At 67.4% G+C, this 24,055-nt stretch carries 24 protein-coding genes; 7 read left to right on the forward strand and 17 right to left on the reverse strand.

What is annotated here, in order from left to right; genetic code table 11:
• Positions 1 to 28: 28 nt before the first annotated feature.
• On the reverse strand, positions 29 to 721 hold the full coding sequence (locus A5688_RS08775) for a cutinase family protein (protein ID WP_067831737.1): 693 nt from the start codon (positions 719 to 721) through the stop codon (positions 29 to 31).
• Positions 722 to 846: 125 nt separating this feature from the next.
• Between A5688_RS08775 and A5688_RS08780 the strand changes: the two genes are divergently transcribed.
• Positions 847 to 1,509 carry a class I SAM-dependent methyltransferase gene (locus A5688_RS08780; protein WP_067831687.1) on the forward strand — a complete coding sequence of 221 codons (663 nt, stop codon included), beginning with the start codon at positions 847 to 849 and terminating at the stop codon, positions 1,507 to 1,509.
• Between the two features lie 13 nt (positions 1,510 to 1,522).
• Here the strand turns inward: A5688_RS08780 and A5688_RS08785 are convergent, their stop codons facing one another.
• The 3 genes from A5688_RS08785 to A5688_RS08795 are packed head-to-tail and all read right to left on the reverse strand — an operon-like array spanning position 1,523 to position 4,588.
• Positions 1,523 to 2,599, reverse strand: a complete 1,077-nt coding sequence (locus tag A5688_RS08785) for a prenyltransferase (RefSeq protein WP_067909122.1) — start codon at positions 2,597 to 2,599, stop codon at positions 1,523 to 1,525.
• Complete coding sequence (locus A5688_RS08790; RefSeq protein WP_067909119.1) at positions 2,586 to 3,344, reverse strand: class I SAM-dependent methyltransferase; 759 nt, start codon at positions 3,342 to 3,344, stop codon at positions 2,586 to 2,588. The genes A5688_RS08785 and A5688_RS08790 overlap by 14 nt, the downstream gene beginning before the upstream one ends.
• On the reverse strand, positions 3,338 to 4,588 hold the full coding sequence (locus tag A5688_RS08795; RefSeq protein ID WP_067909116.1) for a glycosyltransferase family 4 protein: 1,251 nt from the start codon (positions 4,586 to 4,588) through the stop codon (positions 3,338 to 3,340). The genes A5688_RS08790 and A5688_RS08795 overlap by 7 nt, the downstream gene beginning before the upstream one ends.
• Before the next feature lie 320 nt (positions 4,589 to 4,908).
• On the opposite strand from A5688_RS08795, the gene A5688_RS08800 reads away from it, so the two are divergent.
• Positions 4,909 to 5,718 carry a DUF1906 domain-containing protein gene (locus tag A5688_RS08800; RefSeq protein WP_067909128.1) on the forward strand — a complete coding sequence of 270 codons (810 nt, stop codon included), beginning with the start codon at positions 4,909 to 4,911 and terminating at the stop codon, positions 5,716 to 5,718.
• 163 nt (positions 5,719 to 5,881) lie between these two features.
• Here the strand turns inward: A5688_RS08800 and katG are convergent, their stop codons facing one another.
• From katG to A5688_RS08815, 3 genes are all read right to left on the reverse strand, one after another.
• Positions 5,882 to 8,122 (reverse strand): catalase/peroxidase HPI, encoded by a 2,241-nt coding sequence (gene katG, locus A5688_RS08805; protein WP_067909113.1) that lies wholly within the window; start codon positions 8,120 to 8,122, stop codon positions 5,882 to 5,884.
• A gap of 50 nt (positions 8,123 to 8,172) precedes the next feature.
• On the reverse strand, positions 8,173 to 8,613 hold the full coding sequence (locus tag A5688_RS08810) for a Fur family transcriptional regulator (RefSeq protein ID WP_067831677.1): 441 nt from the start codon (positions 8,611 to 8,613) through the stop codon (positions 8,173 to 8,175).
• A 93-nt stretch (positions 8,614 to 8,706) separates the two neighbouring features.
• A complete protein-coding gene (locus A5688_RS08815; protein ID WP_067909110.1) occupies positions 8,707 to 9,987 on the reverse strand; it encodes a L,D-transpeptidase in 1,281 nt (426 codons plus the stop codon).
• Between the two features lie 169 nt (positions 9,988 to 10,156).
• On the opposite strand from A5688_RS08815, the gene A5688_RS08820 reads away from it, so the two are divergent.
• Both A5688_RS08820 and A5688_RS08825 read left to right on the forward strand, forming a co-directional pair.
• A complete protein-coding gene (locus A5688_RS08820; RefSeq protein WP_067831674.1) occupies positions 10,157 to 10,978 on the forward strand; it encodes a hypothetical protein in 822 nt (273 codons plus the stop codon).
• A 62-nt stretch (positions 10,979 to 11,040) separates the two neighbouring features.
• Positions 11,041 to 12,531 (forward strand): FAD-dependent oxidoreductase, encoded by a 1,491-nt coding sequence (locus A5688_RS08825; RefSeq protein WP_067831672.1) that lies wholly within the window; start codon positions 11,041 to 11,043, stop codon positions 12,529 to 12,531.
• A 13-nt stretch (positions 12,532 to 12,544) separates the two neighbouring features.
• Here the strand turns inward: A5688_RS08825 and A5688_RS08830 are convergent, their stop codons facing one another.
• Positions 12,545 to 13,588 carry a class I SAM-dependent methyltransferase gene (locus A5688_RS08830; RefSeq protein ID WP_067831670.1) on the reverse strand — a complete coding sequence of 348 codons (1,044 nt, stop codon included), beginning with the start codon at positions 13,586 to 13,588 and terminating at the stop codon, positions 12,545 to 12,547.
• A gap of 61 nt (positions 13,589 to 13,649) precedes the next feature.
• Positions 13,650 to 14,822, reverse strand: a complete 1,173-nt coding sequence (locus A5688_RS08835; protein WP_067909107.1) for a glycosyltransferase — start codon at positions 14,820 to 14,822, stop codon at positions 13,650 to 13,652.
• 455 nt (positions 14,823 to 15,277) lie between these two features.
• On the opposite strand from A5688_RS08835, the gene A5688_RS08840 reads away from it, so the two are divergent.
• The 3 genes from A5688_RS08840 (at position 15,278) to A5688_RS08850 (ending at position 18,474) form a co-directional block, all read left to right on the forward strand.
• On the forward strand, positions 15,278 to 16,657 hold the full coding sequence (locus tag A5688_RS08840) for a PPE family protein, SVP subgroup (protein ID WP_067909104.1): 1,380 nt from the start codon (positions 15,278 to 15,280) through the stop codon (positions 16,655 to 16,657).
• 135 nt (positions 16,658 to 16,792) lie between these two features.
• Positions 16,793 to 17,569 (forward strand): C39 family peptidase, encoded by a 777-nt coding sequence (locus A5688_RS08845; RefSeq protein ID WP_067909101.1) that lies wholly within the window; start codon positions 16,793 to 16,795, stop codon positions 17,567 to 17,569.
• A 62-nt stretch (positions 17,570 to 17,631) separates the two neighbouring features.
• Positions 17,632 to 18,474, forward strand: coding sequence for an MOSC domain-containing protein (locus A5688_RS08850; protein WP_068268128.1), 843 nt, complete (start codon positions 17,632 to 17,634; stop codon positions 18,472 to 18,474).
• Positions 18,475 to 18,502: 28 nt separating this feature from the next.
• On the opposite strand, the gene A5688_RS08855 is transcribed toward A5688_RS08850, so the two are convergent.
• The 8 genes from A5688_RS08855 to A5688_RS08890 all read right to left on the reverse strand — a co-directional run bounded on the left by A5688_RS08855 (position 18,503) and on the right by A5688_RS08890 (position 23,952).
• Positions 18,503 to 18,718 carry a DUF3072 domain-containing protein gene (locus A5688_RS08855; RefSeq protein ID WP_067831653.1) on the reverse strand — a complete coding sequence of 72 codons (216 nt, stop codon included), beginning with the start codon at positions 18,716 to 18,718 and terminating at the stop codon, positions 18,503 to 18,505.
• 139 nt (positions 18,719 to 18,857) lie between these two features.
• Entirely contained in the window at positions 18,858 to 19,112 is a 255-nt protein-coding gene (locus A5688_RS08860; RefSeq protein ID WP_067831652.1) for a hypothetical protein, read from the reverse strand.
• A 67-nt stretch (positions 19,113 to 19,179) separates the two neighbouring features.
• Positions 19,180 to 20,196 (reverse strand): zinc-dependent alcohol dehydrogenase family protein, encoded by a 1,017-nt coding sequence (locus tag A5688_RS08865; RefSeq protein ID WP_067911276.1) that lies wholly within the window; start codon positions 20,194 to 20,196, stop codon positions 19,180 to 19,182.
• 63 nt (positions 20,197 to 20,259) lie between these two features.
• Positions 20,260 to 20,808, reverse strand: a complete 549-nt coding sequence (locus tag A5688_RS08870; protein WP_067911273.1) for a thioredoxin family protein — start codon at positions 20,806 to 20,808, stop codon at positions 20,260 to 20,262.
• Positions 20,809 to 20,911: 103 nt separating this feature from the next.
• Entirely contained in the window at positions 20,912 to 21,574 is a 663-nt protein-coding gene (locus A5688_RS08875) for a cutinase family protein (RefSeq protein WP_067831646.1), read from the reverse strand.
• 108 nt (positions 21,575 to 21,682) lie between these two features.
• Entirely contained in the window at positions 21,683 to 22,024 is a 342-nt protein-coding gene (locus tag A5688_RS08880) for a DUF3253 domain-containing protein (RefSeq protein WP_082951133.1), read from the reverse strand.
• A gap of 72 nt (positions 22,025 to 22,096) precedes the next feature.
• Positions 22,097 to 22,870: an enoyl-CoA hydratase/isomerase family protein gene (locus A5688_RS08885; protein WP_067831644.1), complete on the reverse strand. Its 774-nt coding sequence runs from the start codon at positions 22,868 to 22,870 to the stop codon at positions 22,097 to 22,099.
• Positions 22,871 to 22,929: 59 nt separating this feature from the next.
• On the reverse strand, positions 22,930 to 23,952 hold the full coding sequence (locus A5688_RS08890) for a YihY/virulence factor BrkB family protein (RefSeq protein ID WP_067831642.1): 1,023 nt from the start codon (positions 23,950 to 23,952) through the stop codon (positions 22,930 to 22,932).
• Between the last annotated feature and the right edge of the window lie 103 nt (positions 23,953 to 24,055).

Below are 24,055 nucleotides of genomic sequence, written 5' to 3' on the forward strand. Positions count from 1 at the left end.
ATCGTCCTTGAGCCTTGGGTGAAGGCGATCAGAGCTTGCCAGCGACGAAGTCCGCGGCCTGGTTGGCCATGCCCGCGTCGATGTAGGCGCCGGCCAGATGCTGCGGCCAGTTCTGCTTCCAGGTGTTCGGGTCGGCCGGGTTGCAGATCGGGTCGGCGCCGTGGCACAGCTCGATGGTCCGGTCGTTGTAGGTCGGGTTGAAATTGGTGATCGGACCCACCCATTGGCTTCCGTTGCCGAACAGTGCGACGGCGGCGATGTGCTGATCGACGCCCGGCGGCAGGGGGCTGTCGAAACCGAACGCGCCGATGGGCGCCGCCAGCACGACGTCGGTGACCGCCGCGCCCAGCGAGTAGCCGCCCAGCACCAGCCGGGTGTCCGGGCAGTTGTTGACCATGTCCTGGATGTGGTGACTCATGTCGTTGGCGCCCTGGGCGACCTCGGTATCGGCGGGATACTGCACGGCGTAGACGCCGACGGTCTTGTTCACCTTGGCGCGGACATCGCTGATGAACGCGTTACCCAAGGCGCCCGTCCCGGGTGATTCGTTGCGTCCCCGGGCGAACACGATCTGCACCGGCGGGCAGTTCGCGGCGGCGGCCGGAGGCGCCGCCCACGGCGTCCCGGGTGGAAGCACCGCGGCGGCCAGCACCAGGGCGGTCGCGAGCATTACCGCGGCAAGGCCGACACCAGCAGATTCACGGACAAGCAAGGCACGCACGTCCATGATGTTAAGACGAACCCGCTCCGGCCGCTGGGCGGCCGGTATACCGATTTCGAGTGCTCGCTCAGCGCGAACATCGACCACGGTGTCGACGGGGTCGATCGAGACGATAGGTTCGGCTGATGAGTCACGGCGGCGCGGGTGCGCCCGAGCGCTTGTTCGCGCTGGCCGAACAGGTACAAGGTTTCATGCCCGCCGACGAGGGACGCGCCCTCTACGACGCCGCGCTGCGGTATCTCGGCGGGGGCATCGGCGTCGAGATCGGCACGTACTGCGGCAAATCCACCCTGTTGCTGGGCGCAGCGGCGCAGCAAACCGACAGTGTGCTCTACACGGTCGACCACCATCACGGTTCCGAGGAACACCAGGCCGGGTGGGAGTACCACGACGCGTCGATGGTGGATGAGGTCACGGGCCTGTTCGATACGCTGCCGACGTTTCGTCGTGCGCTCGACACCGCCCGGTTGGACGAACACGTCGTCGCGATCGTCGGCAAGTCACCTCTGGTGGCGCGGGCGTGGCGCGCACCGCTGCAATTCTTGTTCATCGATGGCGGCCACAGCGAAGCCGCCGCGAACCAGGATTTCGACGGCTGGGTTAAGTGGGTCGCACCCGGTGGGGGGCTGGTCATCCACGACGTGTTCCCCGACCCGAAGGACGGCGGTCGGCCGCCGTATCACATCTACTGTCGCGCAATCGATTCCGGACAGTTCCGGGAGGTTTCGGCCACCGGTTCACTGCGGCTGCTCGAACGCGTCAGCGGCCAGCCCGGGGAGCAGGTCTAGCCGGGTATGCGGGCTACCGGCCCGGGCCGGTGACCACGCATTCGCAGTCGAAGTCGGTCTGCAGACCCACCGGCAGCTCGTCGCCGCGGAAGATTCCCGCACCGGCCGTGGTGTTCGACAGGGCGTCCGCCGCCAAGATCACCGCCGCGCCCGTCCAGGTGGTGCGCTCCTCGGGCCATCGCTTCCCGTCCGCGAAAACCAGTCCCGTCCAATACGATCCGTCGTTCTCGCGGAGATGCTGCATCGCCGCGAACTGCCGATGAGCATCGGAGCGCTGCCCGATGGCGTCCAGCGCCATCACCAGCTCGCAGGTTTCGGCACCGGTCACCCACGGGCGATCCCCGACACACCGGATGCCCAGGCCGTCGACCACGAAGGCATCCCAGCGCTGCCTGATGCGCGCGGCCGCCGCCGGACCCCGCAAAGCGCTGCCGAGGATCGGGTAGTACCAGTCCATCGAGTAGCGGTCTTTTTCGGTGAACGCCTCGGGATGCGCGTCGATGGCGTGTCCCAGGCGGCCCAGCGCCAATTCCCACTCCGGCTGCGGATCGCCGACGAATGCGGCCAGCGCAAGGGCACAGCGAATACTGTGAAAGATGCTCGAGCACCCGGTCAGCAGAGCTTCCGGCAATACTCCGGCTTCGCTTCGCGCCCAACCGATCTCGCCGTAGCCGACCTGCATGTCGATGACGAAGTCAATCGCTTTGCGTACCACCGGCCACATCTCGGCCGCGAACGATTGGTCGCCGGTGACCAGGACGTGGTGCCACACGCCGGCGCCGATGTAGGCGCAGAAGTTGCTGTCGCTGTTGGCGTCTTCGATGACACCCGCCCGGAATTGAATGGGCCAGGAGCCATCGGGGCGCTGGGTGCGCCGGCTCCAGTCGAAGGCCGCCCGCGCGGGCTCCAGCAGCCCGGCGGTGGTGAGCGCCATCGCGCATTCGATGTGATCCCACGGATCGGTGTGCCCACCCTCGAACCAGGGGATGGCACCCGTGGGTTCCTGTGTGGCGGCGATAGATAGCGCGGTCTGTCGGCATTGCTCGGGAGTCAGGACCCCCGGAATGGCTGGCGGGTTAGACCGATGCAACTGAATATCCTTCAGTTGCTCGGCTTTTCGCCTCCTGCGATTTGACGAAGTACATCGCTACGCTTTTGCCCACCAGCGGATTGAGCAGCGACTCCGCCAGCTGGGTGATCTTCGGTCGCTGCATCAGGTCCCACACCAGGAGCTTGTGGTAGGCGGTCACCGCGCGGTGGTCGGTGTTCTGCACGCCCACAGCGCATTTGAGCCACCAGAAGGGGGAGTGCAGCGCGTGGGCGTGGTGGGTATGGGTCAGAGTCATCCCGCCGTCGAGGATCTTGCCGCGCAATTCACTGGCCCGGTAGATGCGTACGTGGCCACCCTCGTTGCTGTGGTATTCGTCGGACAGCAACCAGCAGACCTGCTCGGGCAGCCAGCGGGGGACGCTGACCGCCAGCGTGCCACCGGGTTTGAGCACCCGGATCAGCTCGGCGATCGCCGCATCGTCGTGGGGGATGTGCTCCAGAATTTCCGACGCGATCACGCAGTCGAACGTGTGGTCGGCGTAGGGCAGCTTCAGCGCGTCACCGACGACCACCTTCGCCGACGCGCCGGCGGGCGCCTCGCCGGTCTCGCCCATCGCGCGCAGGATGGTGTCCACCGAACGCAATTCGGCCTCGTCGCGGTCGAAGGCGACGACGTCGGCGCCACGTCGATACGCTTCGAATGCATGCCGGCCGGCTCCGCATCCCACGTCGATGACCGTGGTCGACGGCCCGATCCCGAGCCGGTCGAAGTCGACCGTCAGCATGACGCTCCGCTCTGCGCGTTGCGGGCGATCGCCCGCTCGTAGACCCGAACGGTTTGAGCGGCCACGGCTTCCCAGCTGAACACGTTGACGGCACGGCTTCGTCCCGCCCTGCCGAGGCTGCGCCGCTTTTCCGGAGAGTCCAGCAGCTCGCCGAGTGCGTGGGTCAGGGCGTCCACGTCGGCGGGCGGCACCAGTTCGGCGCACGCACCGTCCGTCCCAAGGACTTCCGGCAGCGCGCCCACCCGGCTGGCGACGATCGGGGTGCCGCTGGCCATGGCTTCCACCGCGGGCAGCGAAAACCCTTCGTAGAGCGACGGGATGCAGGCGACCTCCGCGGAGGCGAACAAGGCGGCCAGCTCGGCGTCGGACAGCCCGCTGGTGATGTGCACGATGTCGGAGATCCCGAGTTCGGCGATGAGTTTGTGGGTCGGGCCGTTGGGCTCCACCTTGGCGACCAACCGCAATTCGAGATCCCGCACGGTGCGCAGGCGTGCGACCGCCTGCAGCAGGGTACGGACGCCCTTCAGCGGGGTGTCGGCGCTGGCGATCGCAATGATGCGGCCGGCCTCGCGGGGGCCGGATCCCGGCTTGAACAGCTCGGTGTTCACCCCCAGCGGCACGACGTGCAGCTGTTCCGGCGCGACGCCGAAGTCGGCGATGATGTCCGAGGCCGACGACGACGAGACCGTCAACAGGTCGGGGATGTGGCGGGCGACCTCTTGCTGCATGTCCAAGAACCCATACCAGCGGCGCACCAACGGCTTTCGCCACCATCGCGCGGCGGCCAGGTCCAGCACCCGGTCGCGGGTGATGGGGTGGTGGACGGTGGCCACGACGGGAAGTCCAGCCCCGGCGATGTCGAGCAGGCCGGTGCCCAGGCTCTGGTTGTCGTGGACGACATCGAAATCGGCTGTCCGCTGGGCGAGTAACCGGGCGGCCCGCATCGTGAACGTTCGCGGTTCGGGGAAACCCGCGGTCCAGGTGGTGAGCAATTCCAAAAAGTCAATGGAGTCGCGAATTTCGCTCGGCCGCGGAACGCGGAAAGGGTCGGGCTCCCGATAAAGATCAAGGCTCGGCACTTCGGTGAGCCGGACCCGCGGATCGAGTAGGTCGGGATACGGCTGTCCGGAAAACACCTCGACCTCGTGACCGAGTTCCACCAGACCGTGGCTGAGATGGCGCACGTAGACGCCCTGTCCGCCGCAATGGGTCTTACTACGGTAGGACAGCAGGGCAATTCGCATACTCAACTCTTCTTTGCTGGAAAATGACCGCGGAATGGCGCCGAATCCATCGCGGTCAACGGGCTCCCGAACTCCGTGACAGCAAACTGGACATGTGTCCAGACTATAGTTCGACGACCTAATCGAGCGCAACGAGCCGCAAATCCGCCGTACCGCGGGTAGGCGGCCCCCAGGATGTCCGGCACCCAAAGATCATGCCACTGGTCGGTGGCGGCCATCTTTCCGACCGGTCGGTGCTCAATGCGCGAGGCCGGAGCCGATCGGCGCTGACCGGCGAAGATCCGCCAAACGAAAGCCCGGGCTTTTGTTACCATCGCGCGGTGCGGGATTCGGCCAGACCGGATGGGCGCCGCGATCGGCGGTCGCCCTCGAGGCGCGACCTCCTCAAATACGCCGGCACCTATGCACTGACGCCGGCGCTGTTGAGCCTGGGCGCGCTGCGCGGGAGCCCGCGGGCGTCGGCCGCCGGCATGAAGCTGATCGATTTCGCCGAGCGCAGGATCGCACCGGACGAGATCAAGGCGGCCGGCTACGACGGCGTGGTGAACTACGTGTCGCAGTCGCGGCCGGGCGCCAACTTCGAAGCCAAACCGCTGACCCGGGATTACGCCGATGCGCTCCGCACGGCGGGGCTGCACATCGTCAGCAACTTCCAGTACGGCAAGCCCGGCTGGCCCGACCCGTCGGATCTCACCCGCGGGTATGACGGCGGCGTGGCCGACGCCCATACGGCCATGCAGCTGCACTCCGCGGCGGGCGGCCCGAACTCGGCCCCGATTTTCTTCAGCGTCGACGACGACATCGACGCCGGCACCTGGAATGGCCCTGCGGTCCAATGGTTCCGGGGAATCAACTCGGTGCTGGGCGTGGGCCGCACCGGCATCTATGGAGACGCCCAGGTGTGCGGGTGGGCGATCAGAGACGGCGTCATCGGACCGTCCACCAGCGCCGGACACCAGTGGGTGTGGCAGACCAGGTCGTGGTCGCACGGCGATCGCGAGCCCGCGGCGGTGCTCTTCCAAACGATCGTCAACAGCCCGGGAAATCCGGGGCCGCTGCTGGGCGGCATCAATGTCGATGTCGACGATGTGCTGGCTGCCGACTTCGGGCAGTGGGACCTCAATCGCTGAACCACCCGGCACCCCTTCGATACGCCGAGACGTAAACCAGGGCGACGGATCGCGGCGTGTCGGGTGCGTGGTTTACGTGTCGGGAGATGTCGGGCGGAGTCGCGAAAGAACGGCACCCCGCGAGCCATCCGCTCGCGGGGTGCCGTTTTCTCGTGGACCGGTCTTACTTGAGGTCGAACCGATCGTTGTTCATGACCTTCACCCACGCGGCGACGAAGTCCTCCACGAACTTGCCCTGGGCGTCGTCCTGGGCGTAGACCTCGGCCAATGCGCGCAGCACAGAGTTCGAGCCGAAGACAAGGTCATTCGGGGTCGCGGTCCACTTGAGCGCGCCGGAGGCCCGGTCGTGCCCTTCGTAGACGTTCTCCGCGGTCTCCGACGCCTTCCACTCGGTGCCCATGTCGAGCAGGTTGACGAAGAAGTCGTTCGTCAACGCGCCCGGCCGGTCGGTGAATACGCCGTGCTTGCTGCCGCCGTGGTTGGCGCCCAGGGCACGCATTCCGCCGACCAGGACCGTCAGCTCCGGACCCGTCACACCCAGTAGGTAGGCCCGGTCCATCAGCAGCTGCTCGAGCGGCGCCTTCTCACCCGGCCGCGCGTAGTTGCGGAACCCGTCGGCCCGCGGTTCGAGCACCGCGGCGGACTCCACGTCCGTGTTCTCCTGCGAGGCGTCGGTGCGCCCGGGGGCGAAGTGCACCGAGATCTCGTAGCCGGCATCCTTGGCCGCCTTCTCGACCGCCGCCGAACCGGCCAGCACGATCAGGTCGGCGATCGAGATCTTCTTGCCGCCGGAGGCCGAGGCGTTGAAGTCCTGCTGGATCTGCTCGAGCACCGGCAGCACCTTGTCCAGCTCGGAGGGCTCGTTGACCTCCCAGCTCCGTTGCGGCTGGAGGCGAAGCCGCCCGCCGTTCGGGCCGCCCCGCTTGTCGGTGTTGCGGTAGCTGATCGCGGCCGACCAGGCGGTCTTGACCAGCTGGGGGACGGAGAGACCGGACGCGAGCACCTTGTCCTTCAGGGTCGCGACGTCCTTGTCGTCGACGAGCTGGTGGTCGACGGCCGGGACCGGGTCTTGCCACAGCTGCGGCTCGGGGATCCAGGGTCCCAGGAAACGGGTGACCGGTCCCATGTCGCGGTGCAGCAGCTTGTACCACGCCTTGGCGAAGGCCTCGGTCAGCTCCTCGGGGTGGTCGAGCCAGCGCCGGGTGATGTCGCGGTAGATCGGGCTTTCCCGCAACGAGATGTCGGTGACCAGCATCGTCGGGGCGCGCCCCGGGCCGCCGAACGGATCGGGGATGGTTCCCGCGCCGGCGCCGTCCTTGGCGGTGAACTGCCAGGCCCCGGCGGGGCTCTTGGTCAGCTCCCACTCGTAGCCGTACAGCGTCTCCAGGAAGGAGTTGTCCCACTTGGTGGGCGTCGGCGTCCAGACGACCTCCAGGCCGCTGGTGATGGCGTCCTTGCCCACACCGCTCCCGAAGGAGCTCTTCCAGCCCAGCCCCTGCTGCTCGATCGGGGCGGCCTCCGGCTCGGGACCGACGAGGTCGGCGTCGCCGGCGCCGTGGGTCTTGCCGAAGCTGTGGCCACCGACGATGAGCGCGGCGGTCTCTTCGTCGTTCATCGCCATCCGGCCGAACGTCTCCCGGATGTCGATCGCGGCCGCGATCGGGTCCGGCTTGCCTTCGGGGCCTTCGGGATTCACGTAGATCAGACCCATGGTGGTGGCGCCGTAGGGCTGCGCAAGGTCGCGTTTGCCCGAGTAGCGCTTGTCGGTGCCCAACCATTCCTCTTCTTCACCGAAGAGGATCTCCTCCGGCTCCCAGACGTCTTCGCGGCCGAACGCGAAGCCGAAGGTTTTGAATCCCATCGATTCCAGGGCCGTGTTTCCGGCGAAGAGCAGCAGGTCCGCCCAGGAGATCTTGCTGCCGTACTTCTTCTTCAGCGGCCACAGCAGCCGGCGTGCCTTGTCCAGGCTGGCGTTGTCGGGCCAGCTGTTGAGCGGGGCGAAGCGCTGCATGCCCTGGCCGCCACCGCCGCGGCCGTCATAGATGCGGTAGGTGCCGGCGGCGTGCCAGCTCATCCGGATGAACAGGCCTCCGTAGTGGCCGTAGTCGGCGGGCCACCAGTCCTGCGAGGTGGTCAGCAATTTGACCATGTCCGCCTTCAGCGCGTCGACATCGAGCTTGGCGAACTCTTCGGCGTAGTCGAAGTCCTCGCCGAGCGGGTTGGACTGGGCGACATGCGGGTGCAGCCTGGACACATCGACCTGGTTGGGCCACCAGTCCTGGTTGGTCCGTGGAGCATCCGACTTCGGCTGCGGTGAAGGGATTGCTGGGTTTTCGCTTTCGCTTGTGCTAGCCGACCCGGCGTCAGGCTGGGGAGGGCGGCTGGCGGATGTATCAGATGACACAGCATTCCTTTCGAGGGTGGGTGAATCAGGTTGCGATCACGGGCTGTGATCTAGGAACCTGCCGTCGAGCAATCGGCGCACAGGCCCCAGTAGATGACTTCGGCCTCGTCGAGAACGAAGCCATCAAGAACGTTGTCGTCGTCCGAGGGCGTGAGGCAGGGGGCATCGCCGACGGCGCAGTCGATGTCGGCGATGATCCCGCAGGACCGGCAGACGACGTGGTGATGGTTGTCGCCGACGCGCGATTCGTAGCGCGCGACCATGCCCAGGGGCTGGATGCGCCGCACCAGACCGACGGTGCTCAGCGCGTTGAGCACGTCGTACACGGCCTGGCGAGAAACTTCGGGCAGGCCCACCCGCACCGCCGAGAAGATTGTCTCGGTGTCGGCGTGCGGGTTGGCGTCCACGACTTCCAGCACGGCGACCCTGGGCCGGGTCACCCGCAGATCGGCCATCCGCAACCTGCCCGCGTAATCGACCGTCGATGACACGCCAACCAATATGACGCACTTAATTGGAACGAGTCAAGACTTTATTGTGAAGTGGGGCACAACTGCGGGTGACAAATGAGCTGGATCACCACCTCAGGTGGGCTTGAGCGCGCTGCCCTTGCGCCACTGGTCCCAGGGCAGCGTCCAGTCACCGTTTTGGGCCAGCGTCAGCGGCGGTCCGCCGCTGTTGCGGACCTCGACCACGTCGCCCGGAACCGAGAAGCCGAAGAACCATTTCGCGTTGTCGGCGTTGAGGTTCAAGCAGCCGTGCGACGTGTCGCGGTGACCCTGGGCCCACACCGTCGCGTCGAGCTCGTGCAGATAGATGCCGTCCGAGCTGATCTTGGTGGCCCAGTTGATGGTCTCCCGATAGCCGAGCCTGGAGTTCTTGGGCAGCCCGAAGGTCGAGGAGTCCATGATCACCGGATTGCCCTTGTCGAGGACGGTGTAGACCCCCGAAGGCGTCCATAGCGAGATGGTCTTGCCGCCGACGTCCTCGGTGCCGCCCATGCCCATGCTGGTGGGCATCGTGCGCTGCAGCTGTCCGTTGCTGAAGACGCTGACTTGGTGAGTGGCGTCGTCGGCGATCGAGACGTGTGCGTCGCCGACTCGGAAGGATACCTTGGTGTCGTCTTGCCCGAATAGGCCGTCGCCCAAAGCGATTCCGTAGATCTTTGCCTCGGCGGTGACGGTTGTGCCCGGCGCGTAGTAGCGTTCGGGCCGCCAATGCGCATTCTGGTCATCGACCCAGTACCAGGAACCCTCGACTTTCGGGTTGGTGGTCACCGACAGCTGCCGCTCGGCGGCGGCCCGATCGGCGATCTTCTCGTCGAAGTGCGCCACGATCACCGTGCCGACGCCGTAGGTGCCGCCGTCGCGCAACGAGGCCTCCGACGTGGTGGTGAACGACACCTTGGTCTGGTTGGACGGCTTCAGCGTGGAGAACGACGAAACCTGCTTGGCCGCAACGCCACTGACGCCACTGCTGGTGACCGTCAAAGTGTAGGTGCGCCCGTAACCCAGCGGGACCGTCGGCTTCCACACCGTGTTGTCCGGCGTCATGACGCCCTCGATCGACTTACCGCTCTCGTTGACCATGTCGACGCCCGTCAGGGTGCCGTTGTCGGCCTTGACGGTGACCGGGGCGACCGGGTCGACGTCACGCGTGTCCGGGCCGGGAGTGATCGTGATTTGGGCGGGCCCAGCGGTTTTCGCGGACGAAGTGTCGTGACTGCAACGGCCATCCGGGCAGTGCGGGCCCGACGCGACGTAAATAGCGCCCACCGCGGCGACGACCACGAACACCGCAAGCAAGAGTAGGCGAGGCCGGCGCAGGACCCGGCCGACGAACTGATCGCTGGTCTTGGACGTCATGGAGCTGCCGAATCCCTGCTTTCTGTTTCTCGCAGGCGGGAAGTTCTGGCCGGCGAAGTCGATGTTGTAGATGTCGATGTTGTAGATGAGGTATCCCGCGACGTGCGGTTTCTAAACCGGCGGGCGTCACCCGGGCCGCCACCGGCGGCCCACGAGAGATCATGGCTTCATGGCCGATGAGGAACTCGACCGCCTCTATGAGGTGCCGCCGAAGGAGTTCACCGCCGAACGCACCGGATTGGCCGCCGCGGCCAAGCAGCGCGGCGATACCGCAGCCGCGAAACGGATTTCCGCCGCCAACAAACCCACGACGGCAGCCTGGATAGTCAACCGGCTGGCGCTCCGGCACGCGGACACCCGGCAGCGGCTGGCGGATCTCGGTGAGCGGTTGCGCGCCGCGCACGCGGCGATGGATGGCGGACGCATCCGAGACCTGTCGGCCGAGCAGCACAAGCTCATCGACGAACTCACCCGTAAGGCGCTGCAGGAGGCCGACCTGACGCAACCGTCGGCCAGCGTGCGCGAGGATCTGACCAGCACGCTGCAGGCTGCCGTCGCCGACCCGAAGATCAGCGCGCGGCTGGGTAGGTTGACCCGGCCCGAGCAGTGGTCGGGTTTCGGCGCCTTCGGCGATGAGGTGCCGGAATCGGTGGATGCCCCCAGCGCGCCGGCGAAGCGGCAGGGCACACCGGCGCGGAAACCGCCCGCGGCGCAGCCGGCGAAAGAAAAGGCACGGGACCGACGACGAGAAACACTCGGCGCGGCCGTCGCCGCCGCCGAACGCGCCAAGGCCGAAGCCGACGACGCGTTAGTGCAGCGGCACGCTCAACGGGATGCCGCCCGGCGCCGGCGTGACGACGCGGCACGGGCGCTGCGGGCGGCCGAGCGGGAGCTGAGCGGCGCCGGCAAGGACTACGACAAGGCGCAGCAAGCCGCCCGGGACGCCGCGGACGTCCTGAAGGAAGCGAAGGCGCGGCTGAAGCGGGCGTGAGTTCGCCGATGCGTTTCTCCGGGCCGGGCCGGGGTATCAGCTCAGCCGTGACTTCTTTATGGATGACCGAACGAACCGAACAGCCTTGGGCGGCAAGCCCGCTTGACCAAGGCTCGGGGTCCGCCGATGTCATCGTCGTGGGCGCCGGCATCACCGGGCTGATGACGGCCGTGCTGCTGGCCCGCGCCGGCAAGGACGTGCTGGTGCTGGAGGCGCGCACGGTGGGGGCGTGCGCTACCGGAAATACCACCGCCAAAATCAGCCTGCTGCAGGGCAGCCAGCTCTCCAAGGTGCTGCCGCGGCACGGGAGGGATCTGGCGCGGGCGTACGTCGACGGCAACCGCGAAGGTCAGGAGTGGGTGCTGGGCCACTGTGAGGCCAACGGTGTGGCGGTGCAGCGCGAGGATGCCTACACCTACGCGCAGTCGGTGCGGGGAGTCCCGTCGGCGCGCGCCGAGCTCGCGGCATGCCAGGCGGTCGGCCTGCCGGCGACGTGGGCCGACGATGCCGACGTGCCGTTTGCGTATCACGGCGGCGTCCGGCTGGCCGAACAGGCGCAGTTCGACCCGATGCCGTTCCTCGACTCGCTGGCGGTCGAGCTGCTGGGCCGCGGCGGACGGCTCGTCGAGCACACCCGGGTGCGGCGGGTCTCCTGGCGCGGCAAGCAGGTGCGCGTGCATGTCAACGACGCCGCCCAACAGGATGTCGAACTTCAGGCCGGCCAACTGGTCCTTGCCACCGGGATCCCGATCCTGGATCGCGGCGGCTATTTCGCGCGGGTGAAGCCGAGCCGGTCCTACTGCCTGGCCTTCAAGGTTCCGGGCAACATCACCCGGCCGATGATGATCTCCACCGATTCGCCGACCCGTTCGGTGCGGTACGCGCCGGTCGCGGACGGCGAGCGGCTGATCGTGGGCGGGGCCGGCCACACCGTGGGCCGTGAGAAGAGTCCATCCGAGGCGCTGGACGAGCTGTCGACGTGGACGCGCAAGCACTACCCGGGTGCCGTGCAGACCCACTTCTGGTCGGCGCAGGACTACACGCCAATCGACCATCTGCCCTACGTGGGACCCATCCTGCCGAACACCGAAAGTATCCTTGTCGCAACGGGTTTCAATAAGTGGGGGATGACCAACGGTCCGGCAGCGGCGTTGGCGCTCTCGAGCCGCATCCTGGGGGGCCGGATGGACTGGGCCCGGGCGTTCGCCAGCTGGAGTCCACACGAGCTTACGGGCCTGACGACGGCCCTGCAGGCCAACCTCGAGGTCGGCTTCAACCTCACGAGGGGCTGGATCACCCCGGCGCTGCGTACCCACCGGCGCAGCCCCGTCGACGGCGAAGGCGGCGTAGTGAGCGGCCCGCCGTGGCATCTGGAGGCCCGCTGCCGCGTCGACGGGACCGAGCACCGCGTCTCACCGGTGTGCCCGCATCTGGGCGGAATCGTGAACTGGAACGACGCCGACCAGGCGTGGGAGTGTCCGCTGCACGGGTCGCGGTTCGCACCCGACGGGACCCTGCTGGAGGGCCCGGCCACTCGCGATCTCACCGGGTAGACCGGCGCCGAATTCAACCCACCTTTTGAAAGACGAGCCAGCGCAACTCGATTGGCGAGTCGTCACGTTCGACGTCGAACACGTCGAGGCCGCCGGCCCAACCCTCGAACCAGCCCGTGGGCGGCCAGGCGTCCGAAGGTAATTGCGCCTTCTCGTATTCGTAGGCGGAATCGTCGGCGATCGGCTCGAGAGGCAGGCCGGCCGCGGCCGCGGTCAACTCGTCGCGCGTGAAGATCATGCTGTTGAACTGCTGACTGAGTTGCACCGCGACGTCGTCGGGAACGTAGCCGTTGCGCGCCAGGAAGGTGTTGAACACCAGGCGCCCGCCTGGGGCCAGACAATCCGTGGCGAGTTCGAACATGCCACGCAACTCGTGCGGCGTGCGGAAGTCGGACACCACCTCCGAGAGCACCATCAGCTGGTACTTATCGCGCACCCCCTCCATCGCCGTGAAGACATCGCTCTGAATGACGTTCACGCGCAACGATTCACGAGCGGCTTCGGCCTCGATCACCTCGGCGAACTTCGCGGTCATCTCGACCGCATCGACCAGATAGCCGCGCCGGGCCAGCGCCAGCGCGTTGCGTCCGGTTCCGGCGCCGACGTCCAGCACTCGATAGGTCGTCGGGTCGGTCGCCCCGGCGGCCAGCGCCAGCACGCGCGCGTCCGGTTCGGTGCCGAACAGCGGTGGCGGGCGGACGGCCATCCACTGGTCGTAGTCGGCCTCGATCGTGCGCCAATCGGCTTGGACGCGGAAATTCACGTCGGTCCCGAATGGAGCCTGATACGAGATGAGGACGTCGGAACGGGGGGAGGCCTTGAAGGCTTTCGCCAGCTCGGCTTGCAGCGCGGCCCGCAGCTGTGCGGACTGTTCGGGGGGACACCAGACGCCCAGGGTGGCGCAGACGTTGTTGCACAGCTGGACGTACTCGTCGATCAGGCCCGGCACCGCCGGCACCCTGATGTGGCCCTCGGCCGACAATCGGCGATACATCCGCCTGATCATCGCCTCGCGCAGCATCGACGGGTCGAACGACCGATTCGGCGGATCCTGCACCAGAACCTTCTACACGACCGGCCGGCTTTGCACCACCGCAGAGCTGAACGGGCGGAACCGGCTACACCGGCCGGGCGGCGCCCTCGAGAAGATCGGCCGCCGCGGCGACGCTTTCGCTGGACGTGGTCATCCGGGTGGCGACCTCCCGGGCTCTGCTCAGGTGGTGCGCAGAGCGCACCGAGCGCAGGTCCGCAACCAGCGAGTCCAGCGTGGAGGCCGAGAACGCCCGCCCCGCGCCGACTTCCAGTCTGCTGACGGCCTCGGCCCAGATCGGCTGATCGAGCCAGAGCCAGAGAATCAACATGGGCACGCCGGCCCGCATGCCCGCAGCGGTGGTTCCGGCACCGCCGTGGTGCACGATCGCACGGCAGGCCGGAAAGACGGCGGCGTGATTCACCGCCTCCACGATCTTCACGTGGTCGACCGGCGGAATGTGGGTGAAATCGTTTGGGCCGCTGCAAATCAACGCCCGCTCGCCAATCTGCGCGCAGGCCGCGCTGATCACGGCGACGGTCTCGGCGGGGGAGGTGACGGGCGTACTGCCGAATCCGAAGTAGATGGGCGGCGTCCCCTCGGCCATCCAGGACAGCACCTCGTCGTCGGCATCGGTCGGCGTTCCCAGGGTCAGGGAACCGACGAAGGGCCGTCGGTACCCCGACTCGCCCCATTGCTGTGCCAGGTCGGGTGCGCACAGCTCGTCGTAGGCCTGGATCTCGAGCGCGGGTTGCGTCGACGACCCGGCGTTGTCGGGCAGACCGAGCGCCCGGCGCTGCGCCCTTTCGGCCGCGCTGGTGACGTCTGACTGCAGCCGTCCGAGTTCCAGGACGCCGGCGGGAAAGAAGTGCAGCGCGGCCAGCGGTATGCCCAAGCGCTCGGCGACGTTGGCGGCGAGCCGCTGCTCGTTCATCCCGGCTACCAGCAGATCGGCACCCTCCGCCAGCGAAGCCAGCGTTTCGCTCTTTCCGGTCCACACCGTGGTGACCCGCTCGATGAGTTGCGGCAACGCACTCACCGGGTTCTGCACGTTGCGGACGAAGCTGGTCGCCATGGTGATCTGCTCGCGGCTGTCGGGTCCGTAAGCGACCGCCGCGACTCCCGCGGACTCGGCCACAGCAAGCTTGTCGGGCGGCACCGCGACGACGACGTCGTGTGCTCGGCGGTGCAGCTCACGTGCGACGGCGACGCAGGGCTCGACGTCGCCTCGGCTGCCGTAGGCGGCCAGCACAATTTTCATCAACAAACCTCACTCGCGGGGACGCCACAAATCCAAGCAGAATCGACGCCGCCAGACCCGCCGGGCGCGCGCCGGCTCGTTGACCACGGGTGTTATCGGCCGCCTGACCTGCAAACACCGGCCGGGAAGCGGTTCCACGTCCCGCTGAAGCGCGGCTGAGAGTGATTTGCGCAAACCGAGCCCAACCCTTGTGAGGTCTCGGCGTCATGTGCAGGTAACCTTGCGATAACCTAAGGCAACAATTTCGCTGTAATCGTTAACGTGGGGGAACCTGCAAACCTATGAGGCCGGTCCGCTAACGCCGGGAACGGTCTCATTCGGCCGTGTTGGTTCGGGGTGCCGTTGGCAGCGGAGGGAAAGCGATTTGTTTGCTGCTCGGGTGGCTATCCACATACGACGCGCATCGGGGCCAGTCGATGCGCCAGCGGCCATGAGATTGATCGGAAGGAAGCGACATGGACTTCGCAGTACTACCGCCGGAGGTTAACTCCGCGCGGATGTACGCCGGTCCAGGGTCGGGACCGATGCTCGCCGCCGCGATGGCCTGGGACGAATTGGCCGCCGCGCTGCAATCGACGGCGAACTCGTACCAAGCCGAGATCACGGCCCTGACCTCCGGTCCGTGGGTTGGCCCGTCGGCGGAGTCCATGGTCGCAGCGATCACCCCCTACCTGGAGTGGATGAGGACCACCGGCGCCCAGGCCGAAGAAGCCGCCACCAAGGCCAGGGCCGCGGCCTTCGCCTACGAGACGGCGTTCGCCGAGACGGTGCCTCCCCCGGTGGTCACGGCCAACCGCGTCCTGCTGGCGAACCTGGTCGCGACCAACATCCTCGGGCAGAACACGCCGGCGATCGCCACCACCGAGACGGAGTATGCCGAGATGTGGGCGCGCGACACCGCGGCCATGTTCGGCTACGCGGGTGCTACGGCGTCGGCGACGCGGTTGACACCATTCGCCCAACCCGACCCGACGACCAACTCCGATGTCGCGCAGTCCCAAGCGGTGACCCAGGCCACCGGGACCGCCGCCGGGACCGCACGCAATGCCGTGACCCAGCAATCGTTCTCCGCCGTACCCAACCTGCTCAACAGCGCCTCGCTGGCGCCAAGTGCCGCCACCCCGACCTCGGCGACGGACCTGCTGAACCTCGAGGCCGATCTCATCACGGTGTTCCTTGACGCGCCGGCCGCCGTCGCCGGCCTCGGCGTCGACTCACCGTCGGCCGCGCTTGCCCTCCCCTTCGACATCGCCGGTGCGCTGACCGGGTTCCACACCGACGACATCGTCAGCGGTTGGGCCGGGGTGCAGTCCTGGCCGGGCACCGGCGCCGTGCCGCCATCGCCATTCCCGGTCATCACGAACCCGGCCGGCGGATTCGGAACGTTGGCGTCGGCGGGACTGGGTCAGGCGAACACTGTCGGCAGCCTGTCGGTTCCGCCGGGGTGGGCGGCGGCCGCCCCCGCAATTCGCCCCGCCGCCCTGGTTCTCCCGACCACCACCGCCGGCGCAGCGGCGGAGGCCGCGGCCGCGGCCGCTCCCAGCGGCGCGGGGAGTTTGTTCGGCCAGATGGCCGTGGCAAGCATGGCCGGGCGCGCCATGGCCGGCACGGGCGGCGCTTTGGGCCGCGAGCGGGCCCGGGGCGGCGAGATCGAGAAGGCGACGCGCGAGGCACCCAAGGAGCCGACGACCGACCCGGCAGCGCCGCAGGTTCCGGCAGGGGGACCGATCACGAGCATCGCCGCCGAACTGCGCGAACTGGCGTCGCTGCGCGACGCGGGAATCTTGACGCAGCAGGAATTCGAAGAGCAGAAAAAGCGGCTGCTGCCAAGCTGATCCGGGCCGAGGTGCTGCGCGTTCGTCGACGGATGCGCGCGACGCAAGGGTTCGCGGATTGTTTCGGAGGCGGCGGGGAACTGTGGGTGCTACCGTTTGCTGGCCATTGGACCGTCGACGGGATGTTCCTCGCTCATGCTCAAGTTGCGGCCGTCTCCCGAAGCCCGCGTCGCCGTGGCTGCCGCATGCATCGGCCTGGCCGGCGCGCCATTGGTCGCGGCCTGCGGTTCGGCGCCATCGGCAACGACGGCCGCTACCACCTCGTTGACCACAATTGTTGCGGCGCAGACTAATCCGTCGCCCGCGCGTGGGGCCGGCCCCGCGACACCAACCGCGCCCGGCGTGTACGGCGACCCCGCCGCCGCGGCCAGGTATTGGGCCGCGCAATCGCTCGAGGACAATTGCGGACTCGTGTCGATCGCCGACGTGGTGGGCGAGATCACCGGACACGCACCGACCGAACGGCAGATGCTGGACCTTGCGGAGTCGACGCCGTCGGGGGCCAATCCCGGTCCGATATACGCGCCACGCAACGACCCGAGCCACTCCGGCCCCGATAGCGGGATCTCGATGTCCGATCTGGTCATCCTGCTCGACCACTTCGGCATCAAATCGGAGATGACCTCCGCATCCGACCGGGATGAGAACGGGTTGCCCGCCCTCGAGCACCACCTGGCGAAGGATCGCAAGATCATCGCCTTCGTCAACTCCTCGGTCATCCTGAACGCCGATGACCAGCGCACCAAGGCCGACCATTTCCTGGTCGTGACGGGCATCGACACCGGCAAAGCGACCGTGCATCTCAACGACCCCGGCATCGACCACGCGGACGAACAGGTCGGCTTCGCCACGTTCATGACGGCCTGGCAGACCAGCGATCAGTCGGTCATCGTGACCGCGGCGCCCAGCTGATCACTGGTCACACCAAGCGATTTCGGGCACAGTGTGCGGTAATACTTCAGTGAAGGCGCCTCATGGACAACTCGACCGCCCAGACTTCTGACGCCGTGCCGATGCGGGTTCAGGCGCTGCTTCGCTACCCGGTGAAATCGATGCTCGGCGAAACACTCGATCGCCTGCCGGTCGACGAGCGCGGCGCCGAGGGCGACCGGCGGCTGGCGCTCGTGGACGGCGAAACCGGGCACGTCGCCAGCGCCAAGAACCCCCGGCTATGGCGTGGCCTGCTGACGTGCACCGCGCATGCCGATGCCCAGGGTGTGCGGATCAGCCTGCCCGATGGAACCGACGTGGCCGCCGACGATCCCGGTGTCGACGAGCTGATCTCCCGGCTGACGGGGCGGCGGGTCCGGCTGGTCACCCGGCGCCCCGACGGCGCGACACTCGTGCGTCCCGATCCGGAGCAACTGCTCGAACTCGGCCTCGACGCAGAGGTCGGTGGCCGCATTCTGCGGATCGCGGCGGCCACCCCGGGCGAGTCGTTCACCGACGAGGCTCCGTTGCACGCGATCACCACGGCCACCCTCGAGCACATCGGTGTCGAGGCCCTGCGCTACCGGCCGAATCTGGTGATCACGACGCCGGCGGACTACCCACCGTATGCCGAAAACGATTGGGTGGGCGGCGAAATCGTCATCGGTGAGGTACGGCTGCGGGTCCTCACGGCCACTTCGCGCTGCGTGGTTCCGACCCTGGAGCACGGACCGCTGCCGCGAGCGCCGCAGGCGCTCCGCATACCCGCAGCCGAAAATCGTTTGGACACAGGCGGTCACGGCGCACAGCCGTGCGCGGGCGCCTACCTTGCGGTGGTGACCAAGGGCGTCATCCGCGTCGGTGACCGAGTCGCCGTCGGGCCGTAAACGATTCTGCCCCAGCAGGCACCGATGGTCACGAGCCGCCCCGGCCGGTCCGTTGTTGTAGCTCGTCGATCAGGCTGGAGGCCTGGGCCTTGGTGAGATTGTCCGGGATCTCTTCGCCTGCTTCTTGCGCCAGCGTGTTCAAGTAGCTGCGCTGCGGACCGGTCATGGGTTCGTCGCCGGTCACCCACTGCGACCGGTCCTTTTCCGGATTCTCCTGCGGCGCCTGCGCGGCATCATCGACCATGCCTTTGGCTATGCCCACTACCGAGCAAACGTAATCAGGAAGTGCGGTGGGCGGTTTCGACGTGCTAGCCGGTCGCCCCGACCATCTTCATCACCAGCGGCACCGGCCACAGCGATGAGCGCGACCGCGAATATGCCCGTTAGCTCTCTGAGTTCGGCGTGGGACTCTGCGCAGACTCCCACTTCGCCTCGAGCGAGCGTTTCACCCTGGTGCCGGCCGCCAGATCGAGCTGGAAGGTCTCACCGCCGTCGGCCTCGAACGTGATGAGATACCCCGAGTCGCTGGCGTCCTTGAAGACGACTTTGTAGGGCTGTTCACCCGAGCCGCGGTCCACGGCGATGATGTCGCCAGGGGTGACGTCGTCGATCAGGTCATTACCGGAGACTTTGGACATACGGTCGACGTTAGCCGAAACGAATGCGGCGACCGTCCGGGCCGGACGGCTCAGTGACCGACCTCACCTAGGGCCGCAGGAAGGTCTTGATGGCGCGGCGCTCGTCCATGGCCCGGTAGCCCTCGGCGACCTGCTCGAGGGGCAGGCTCAGGTCGAACACCTTGCCGGGGTTGATCCGTCCGTCGAGCACCAACGCGATCAGGGACGGCAGGAATTGCCGGACCGGGGCGGGTCCGCCGCGCAGCCCGACTTGTTTGGCGAAGAGTTCCTCGCCGTTGATGCTGACGTCGTGGGGCACGCCGACGAATCCGACGAAGGCGCCCGGGCGGGCGGAATCGATCGCTTGTTGCATGGCTTGCCCCGTTCCAACGCATTCCAGAACGGCATCGGCGCCGATACCGTCGGTCATGTCCTTGATCGCCGCGACACCGTCGTCGCCGCGTTCGGTGACGATGTCGGTGGCACCGAACTCGCGCGCCAGCTTCTGCCGAGGCGCGTGGCGGCTCATGGCGATGATCCGTTCGGCGCCCTTTTCGCGCGCGGCCAGCACCGCACACAACCCCACCGCGCCGTCACCCACCACGGCCACGGTCATGCCGGGAACGACCCCGGCGGCCTCGGCGGCGAACCACCCGGTGCCCATCACGTCCGACAGGGTCAGTAGGTCGGGAAGCGATTCCTTGTCGGGCTGATCGGGGAGTGCGACCAAACTGCCGTCGGCCACCGGCACCCGCACGTATTCCGCCTGACAGCCACTCATCAACTGACCGTGCAGGCACGATGTTTGAACGCCGTTGCGGCAGTTCGGGCAGGTGTTATCGGAAGCGAAGAAGGGCCCGATGACGAACTGGCCCGCCTTGACCGAGCTGACGTCGCTACCCACGGCCTCGACGACCCCGCAGTATTCGTGACCGAAGGGCGTGGGCTCGGGCACCGGGGTGAGGCCGCGGTACTGCCATAGATCCGAACCGCACACACAGGTGGCGGCGACGCGGACGACCGCGTCGGTGGGGGCGACGATCTCGGGTTCCGGCAGGTCTTCGAATCGGACATCGCCGGCGCCGTAGATGACTGCTCCTCGCATAGCGTCCTTCCGGTCGCGGTAGTGGAAGCCCAGCTACCCGATATCGATGCTGTTAACCGCGCCTCAGCGCCATTTGATTCCGCATCCGATGGACGGACGCTGGTCGGGATCGACCGGTCGACCGGCCAGTACCGCGTCAACCGCGGCGCGGACATCCGCGCCGGTGACCGGTCGGCCGTTCTTGGGCCGGGAATCGTCGAGCTGGCCGCGATAGACCAGTCGACGCTCGCCGTCGAAAACGAAGGTGTCCGGCGTGCAGGCGGCCGAGAACGCGCGGGCAACGTCCTGGGTTTCGTCGTAGAGGTAGGGGAACGTCCAACCGTGGCTGCGGGCCTCCGCGACCATCTGATCGGGACCGTCCTGCGGGTAAGTGACCACGTCATTGCTCGAAATGCCCACCATCGCAACGCCTTGCCCGGCGAGGTCACGACCCAGCGTGGCAAGCCCGTCGGCGACGTGCTTGACGTACGGGCAGTGATTGCAGATGAAGGTGACGACCAGCGCCGGGCCCGTCAGGTCGTCGCGGCTGAGCGTGCGGCCGGTGGCCGGTTCGGGCAGCGAGAAGTCCGGCGCGACGGTACCGAGGGCGAGCATGGTGGACTCGATGGCCATGTGGGCCAGACTATCGCCCACAGAAGCCGGGCGCGGATCGCCGCCGGGCAACGCAAACGTGAAGCGGCAACAGCAAGACGAGCGGGCTACCGACTGACGCGGCTCAGGTGCGCGGCGCGGCCTGGTTGACCTTGTTGGCCGCAAACGTCGCAGCCTGGGCGGTCATCCCGGCGTCGATGTAGGAAACGTGCGCCATGATGTTGCCGCCGCCGGAGCAGATCGGATCGTCGGGCGCGCACAGGCTGGTGACCTTGGAGCCGTAGGCCGCATTGATCGTGGGTAGCGGTTGGCCGCCCCACAGCATGCTGGAGAACTGACTGGTGGGCTCGCCGAAGAGGGCGACGGCGGCGACGTGGTCCGCCACCGACGGCGGCATCGCGTTGGTGGCCAGGTCGATCACCGTCGAGCCCTGGGAGTAGCCGCCGAGCACGATCCTCGAGTTCGGGCAGTTGGCCACGACGTCCTGGATGTGTGCGCTCGCGTCGTTGGCACCGGCATTGGCGCTGTTGTGATAGTCGTCGTTGGCGGGGTAGTTGACCGCGTAGACGTCGACGGACTTGCCCCCGAGTTGCGAGGTGAGCGAGTCGACGAACGCCTGTCCGATGTTGCCCAGACCGGGCTCCTGGTGGGTGCCCCGGGCGAAAACCACCGAGACATCCGAGCAGGGATCGGCTGCGGCGGTCGGGTTCCCCATGGGTGCACTCAGCAGCGCCCACGCCGCCACCAGCGAGATACCAACCAACCGAGCAAGTCTGCGTGCACTCATGGCAGAAATCCTGTCATATCGCCGGTCAGGGCGGTGTCGGCGGTTGGTCCTACGGCGACAAGCCCCGCGTGGGCCAAGCGAATGCAGTTGCAGCGCAACGCCTTACGCTCACGATCGGGTGGTGCGGATACGAATGGGGCCGGACCAGTCGCCGTCGGGGTCGACGACGCTGCCACGCTGGGTGATCTGCACGTCACCCGATCGGGCCAGTCGCCGTGCGGCCGCCCGGGCCTCGTCCAGCAACTCGCGCCAACCGTCGCCGCCCACCGCGCGGGCGGCGTCCGACGGGCAGATGCTGCTTTTCGGGCCACGATGCTCGGCCAGCGCGCGGATCGACGACTCGAGCCGCTGACTCATCGGCCCGTCGCCGAGGGCGATCTCGGCGTGGTCGGCGCCGCGGCCGCCCCCGGCGAGCGCACGACCCAGCTCAGCGCGCAATCGCTCACCCATCCCGCCAGTCAAGGCCATCGCGCCGCCCCCGCGCCACCATTCGTGGACCGTTCGGACGCGGCACCCGGCCAGTCAGCGGCCGCGCCACTGCGGTTTGCGCTTCTCGGCCCAGGCCCGCAGACCCTCGGCGACGTCTTCGGTCGCGCCGGCCACCTTGCGCATGGTCTCGCCGAAGCGCACGGATTCGATCCAGCCCATGTCGGCGGTCCGCCATGCGACCTCCTTGGTCGCCCGCTGGGCCAGGGGCGCGGCCTCGGTGAGGGTCCGGGCCCAGGCCTGGGCTTCGGCCTGCAGTTGGTCGGGCTCGACCAGCTTCCAGACCAGACCGATTTCCTTGGCCCGCTCGGCGCTCATGGGTTTTCCGGTCAACAGCAACTCCATGGCGTTGGCCCAGCCGACCCGATGTGGGAGCCGGATGGCTCCGACGATGGTGGGCACCCCGATCGATACCTCGGGGAAGCAGAACGTGGCCTCGGTGCTGGCTATGACGAAGTCGCAGAACAGCACCCCGGTCACCCCGTAGCCGATGCAGGGACCGTGCACGGCGGCGATGGTCGGCTTGAACAATTCCATGCCGGATTCGAACGAGTTGATTGTCGGTTTCTCCCAGAAGGTGCCGCCGAAGGTGCCGACCGAGCCTTCGCCGTCCTTGAGGTCGCCGCCGGCACAGAAGACGCTGCCGTTGGCCGTCAGGATCCCGACCCACGCGTCCAGGTCGTCGCGGAAGCGATCCCACGCAGCGTTGAGGTCCTGGCGAAGGGCGCCGTTGATGGCGTTGCGCGCCTCGGGACGGTTCAGGGTGATGGTGGCAACGTGGTCTTGCAGCTCATAGGTGACCAGACTCATGACTGCAGACTATTGCGCCGGGGCCCACGGCCACGCCTGAAGCCGGGAACAAGCCCCTTTCAAGGCGTCCGAGGGCGGCGGAAATCATGAAATATCGCCAGGCGCCCAACGGCTTTCGCGGGCATGCGCTTGACGTCATCGAAATGCACATGGACCCGTTCGAAGGCTTTGACACGTTCGGCCTTGACCTTCTTGGTGTAGGTCCGCCGATCCGCCAACGTCAGATCGGCGTCGTCGCTGAACGCGCCCAGCAACGCGCGCGGGTAGAGCCGCTCCACCAGAACGACATTGACCTCGGCGCAGATCACCAGCGCCACCGACGCGAGGAACAGAAACGCCAACGCCCCCAACACCAGGGCGAACACACTGTTGGTGGCGCTGGCCCTCTTGACCGTGTGCGCGACATAGCCGGCGCCGAACCACTGCAGCATCTGCCAAATGAGCGCTGCGGCAACCGCTCCCGGCAGCACCTGCCGATACGTCAATGCCCGCGCGGTCGTCACGCGAAAGGCCACCAGGCAGATCAACGCGTTGATCGCGACCGCGACGAGCACCAGGCCGATCTTGCTGAAAACGCCCAGCGCCCCGGTAGCGTGGCCCGCCGCGGCCAAGACGGTGGCCGCGATGGCGGCCGAACCGAGCACCAACAACAACATGAGGCTGCGCAGGCGGGATCGGATCGGGTTGGGGCGCTTGTGCTTCGGCACCGCCCACACCGTGTCCATCGCGTTCTGCAGCGCCTGTCCCACGCCCAGACCGCCGTAGAGCGCGCCGAGCAGACCCACGACCACGCCCACCGTGCCCCCGCTGAGCCCCTCGGGATGGTGCAGCTGGGCGCCGAGCACGGGGAACTGGCTCAACGTGCTGTGCAGCACCTGTGCTTGCAGATCGGGCCGGCCCGCCAGCACCACCCCCAGGCCGGTGGTCAGCAGCAGCAGCAACGGAAACAGCGACACCAGCCCGTAATAGGTGATCAGGGCGGCGAGGTAGCCACCCTGATCGTCATTGAATTTGTACACGACGCCGACGATCACGCCGACGATTCGATTTCGTCGCTGCAGCTCGTCCAGCCAACCGACCATCGCCGATCACTTCCCCCACAAGCCGGCATCCAATTCGATGCACTCGCCAGGTGATACCCGAATTCGGCTGCCATCAACCCCGCCGGTCACCTCGAGGCGGTGC

Source organism: Mycobacterium mantenii (assembly GCF_001667865.1).
Lineage (GTDB): Bacteria > Actinomycetota > Actinomycetes > Mycobacteriales > Mycobacteriaceae > Mycobacterium > Mycobacterium mantenii_A.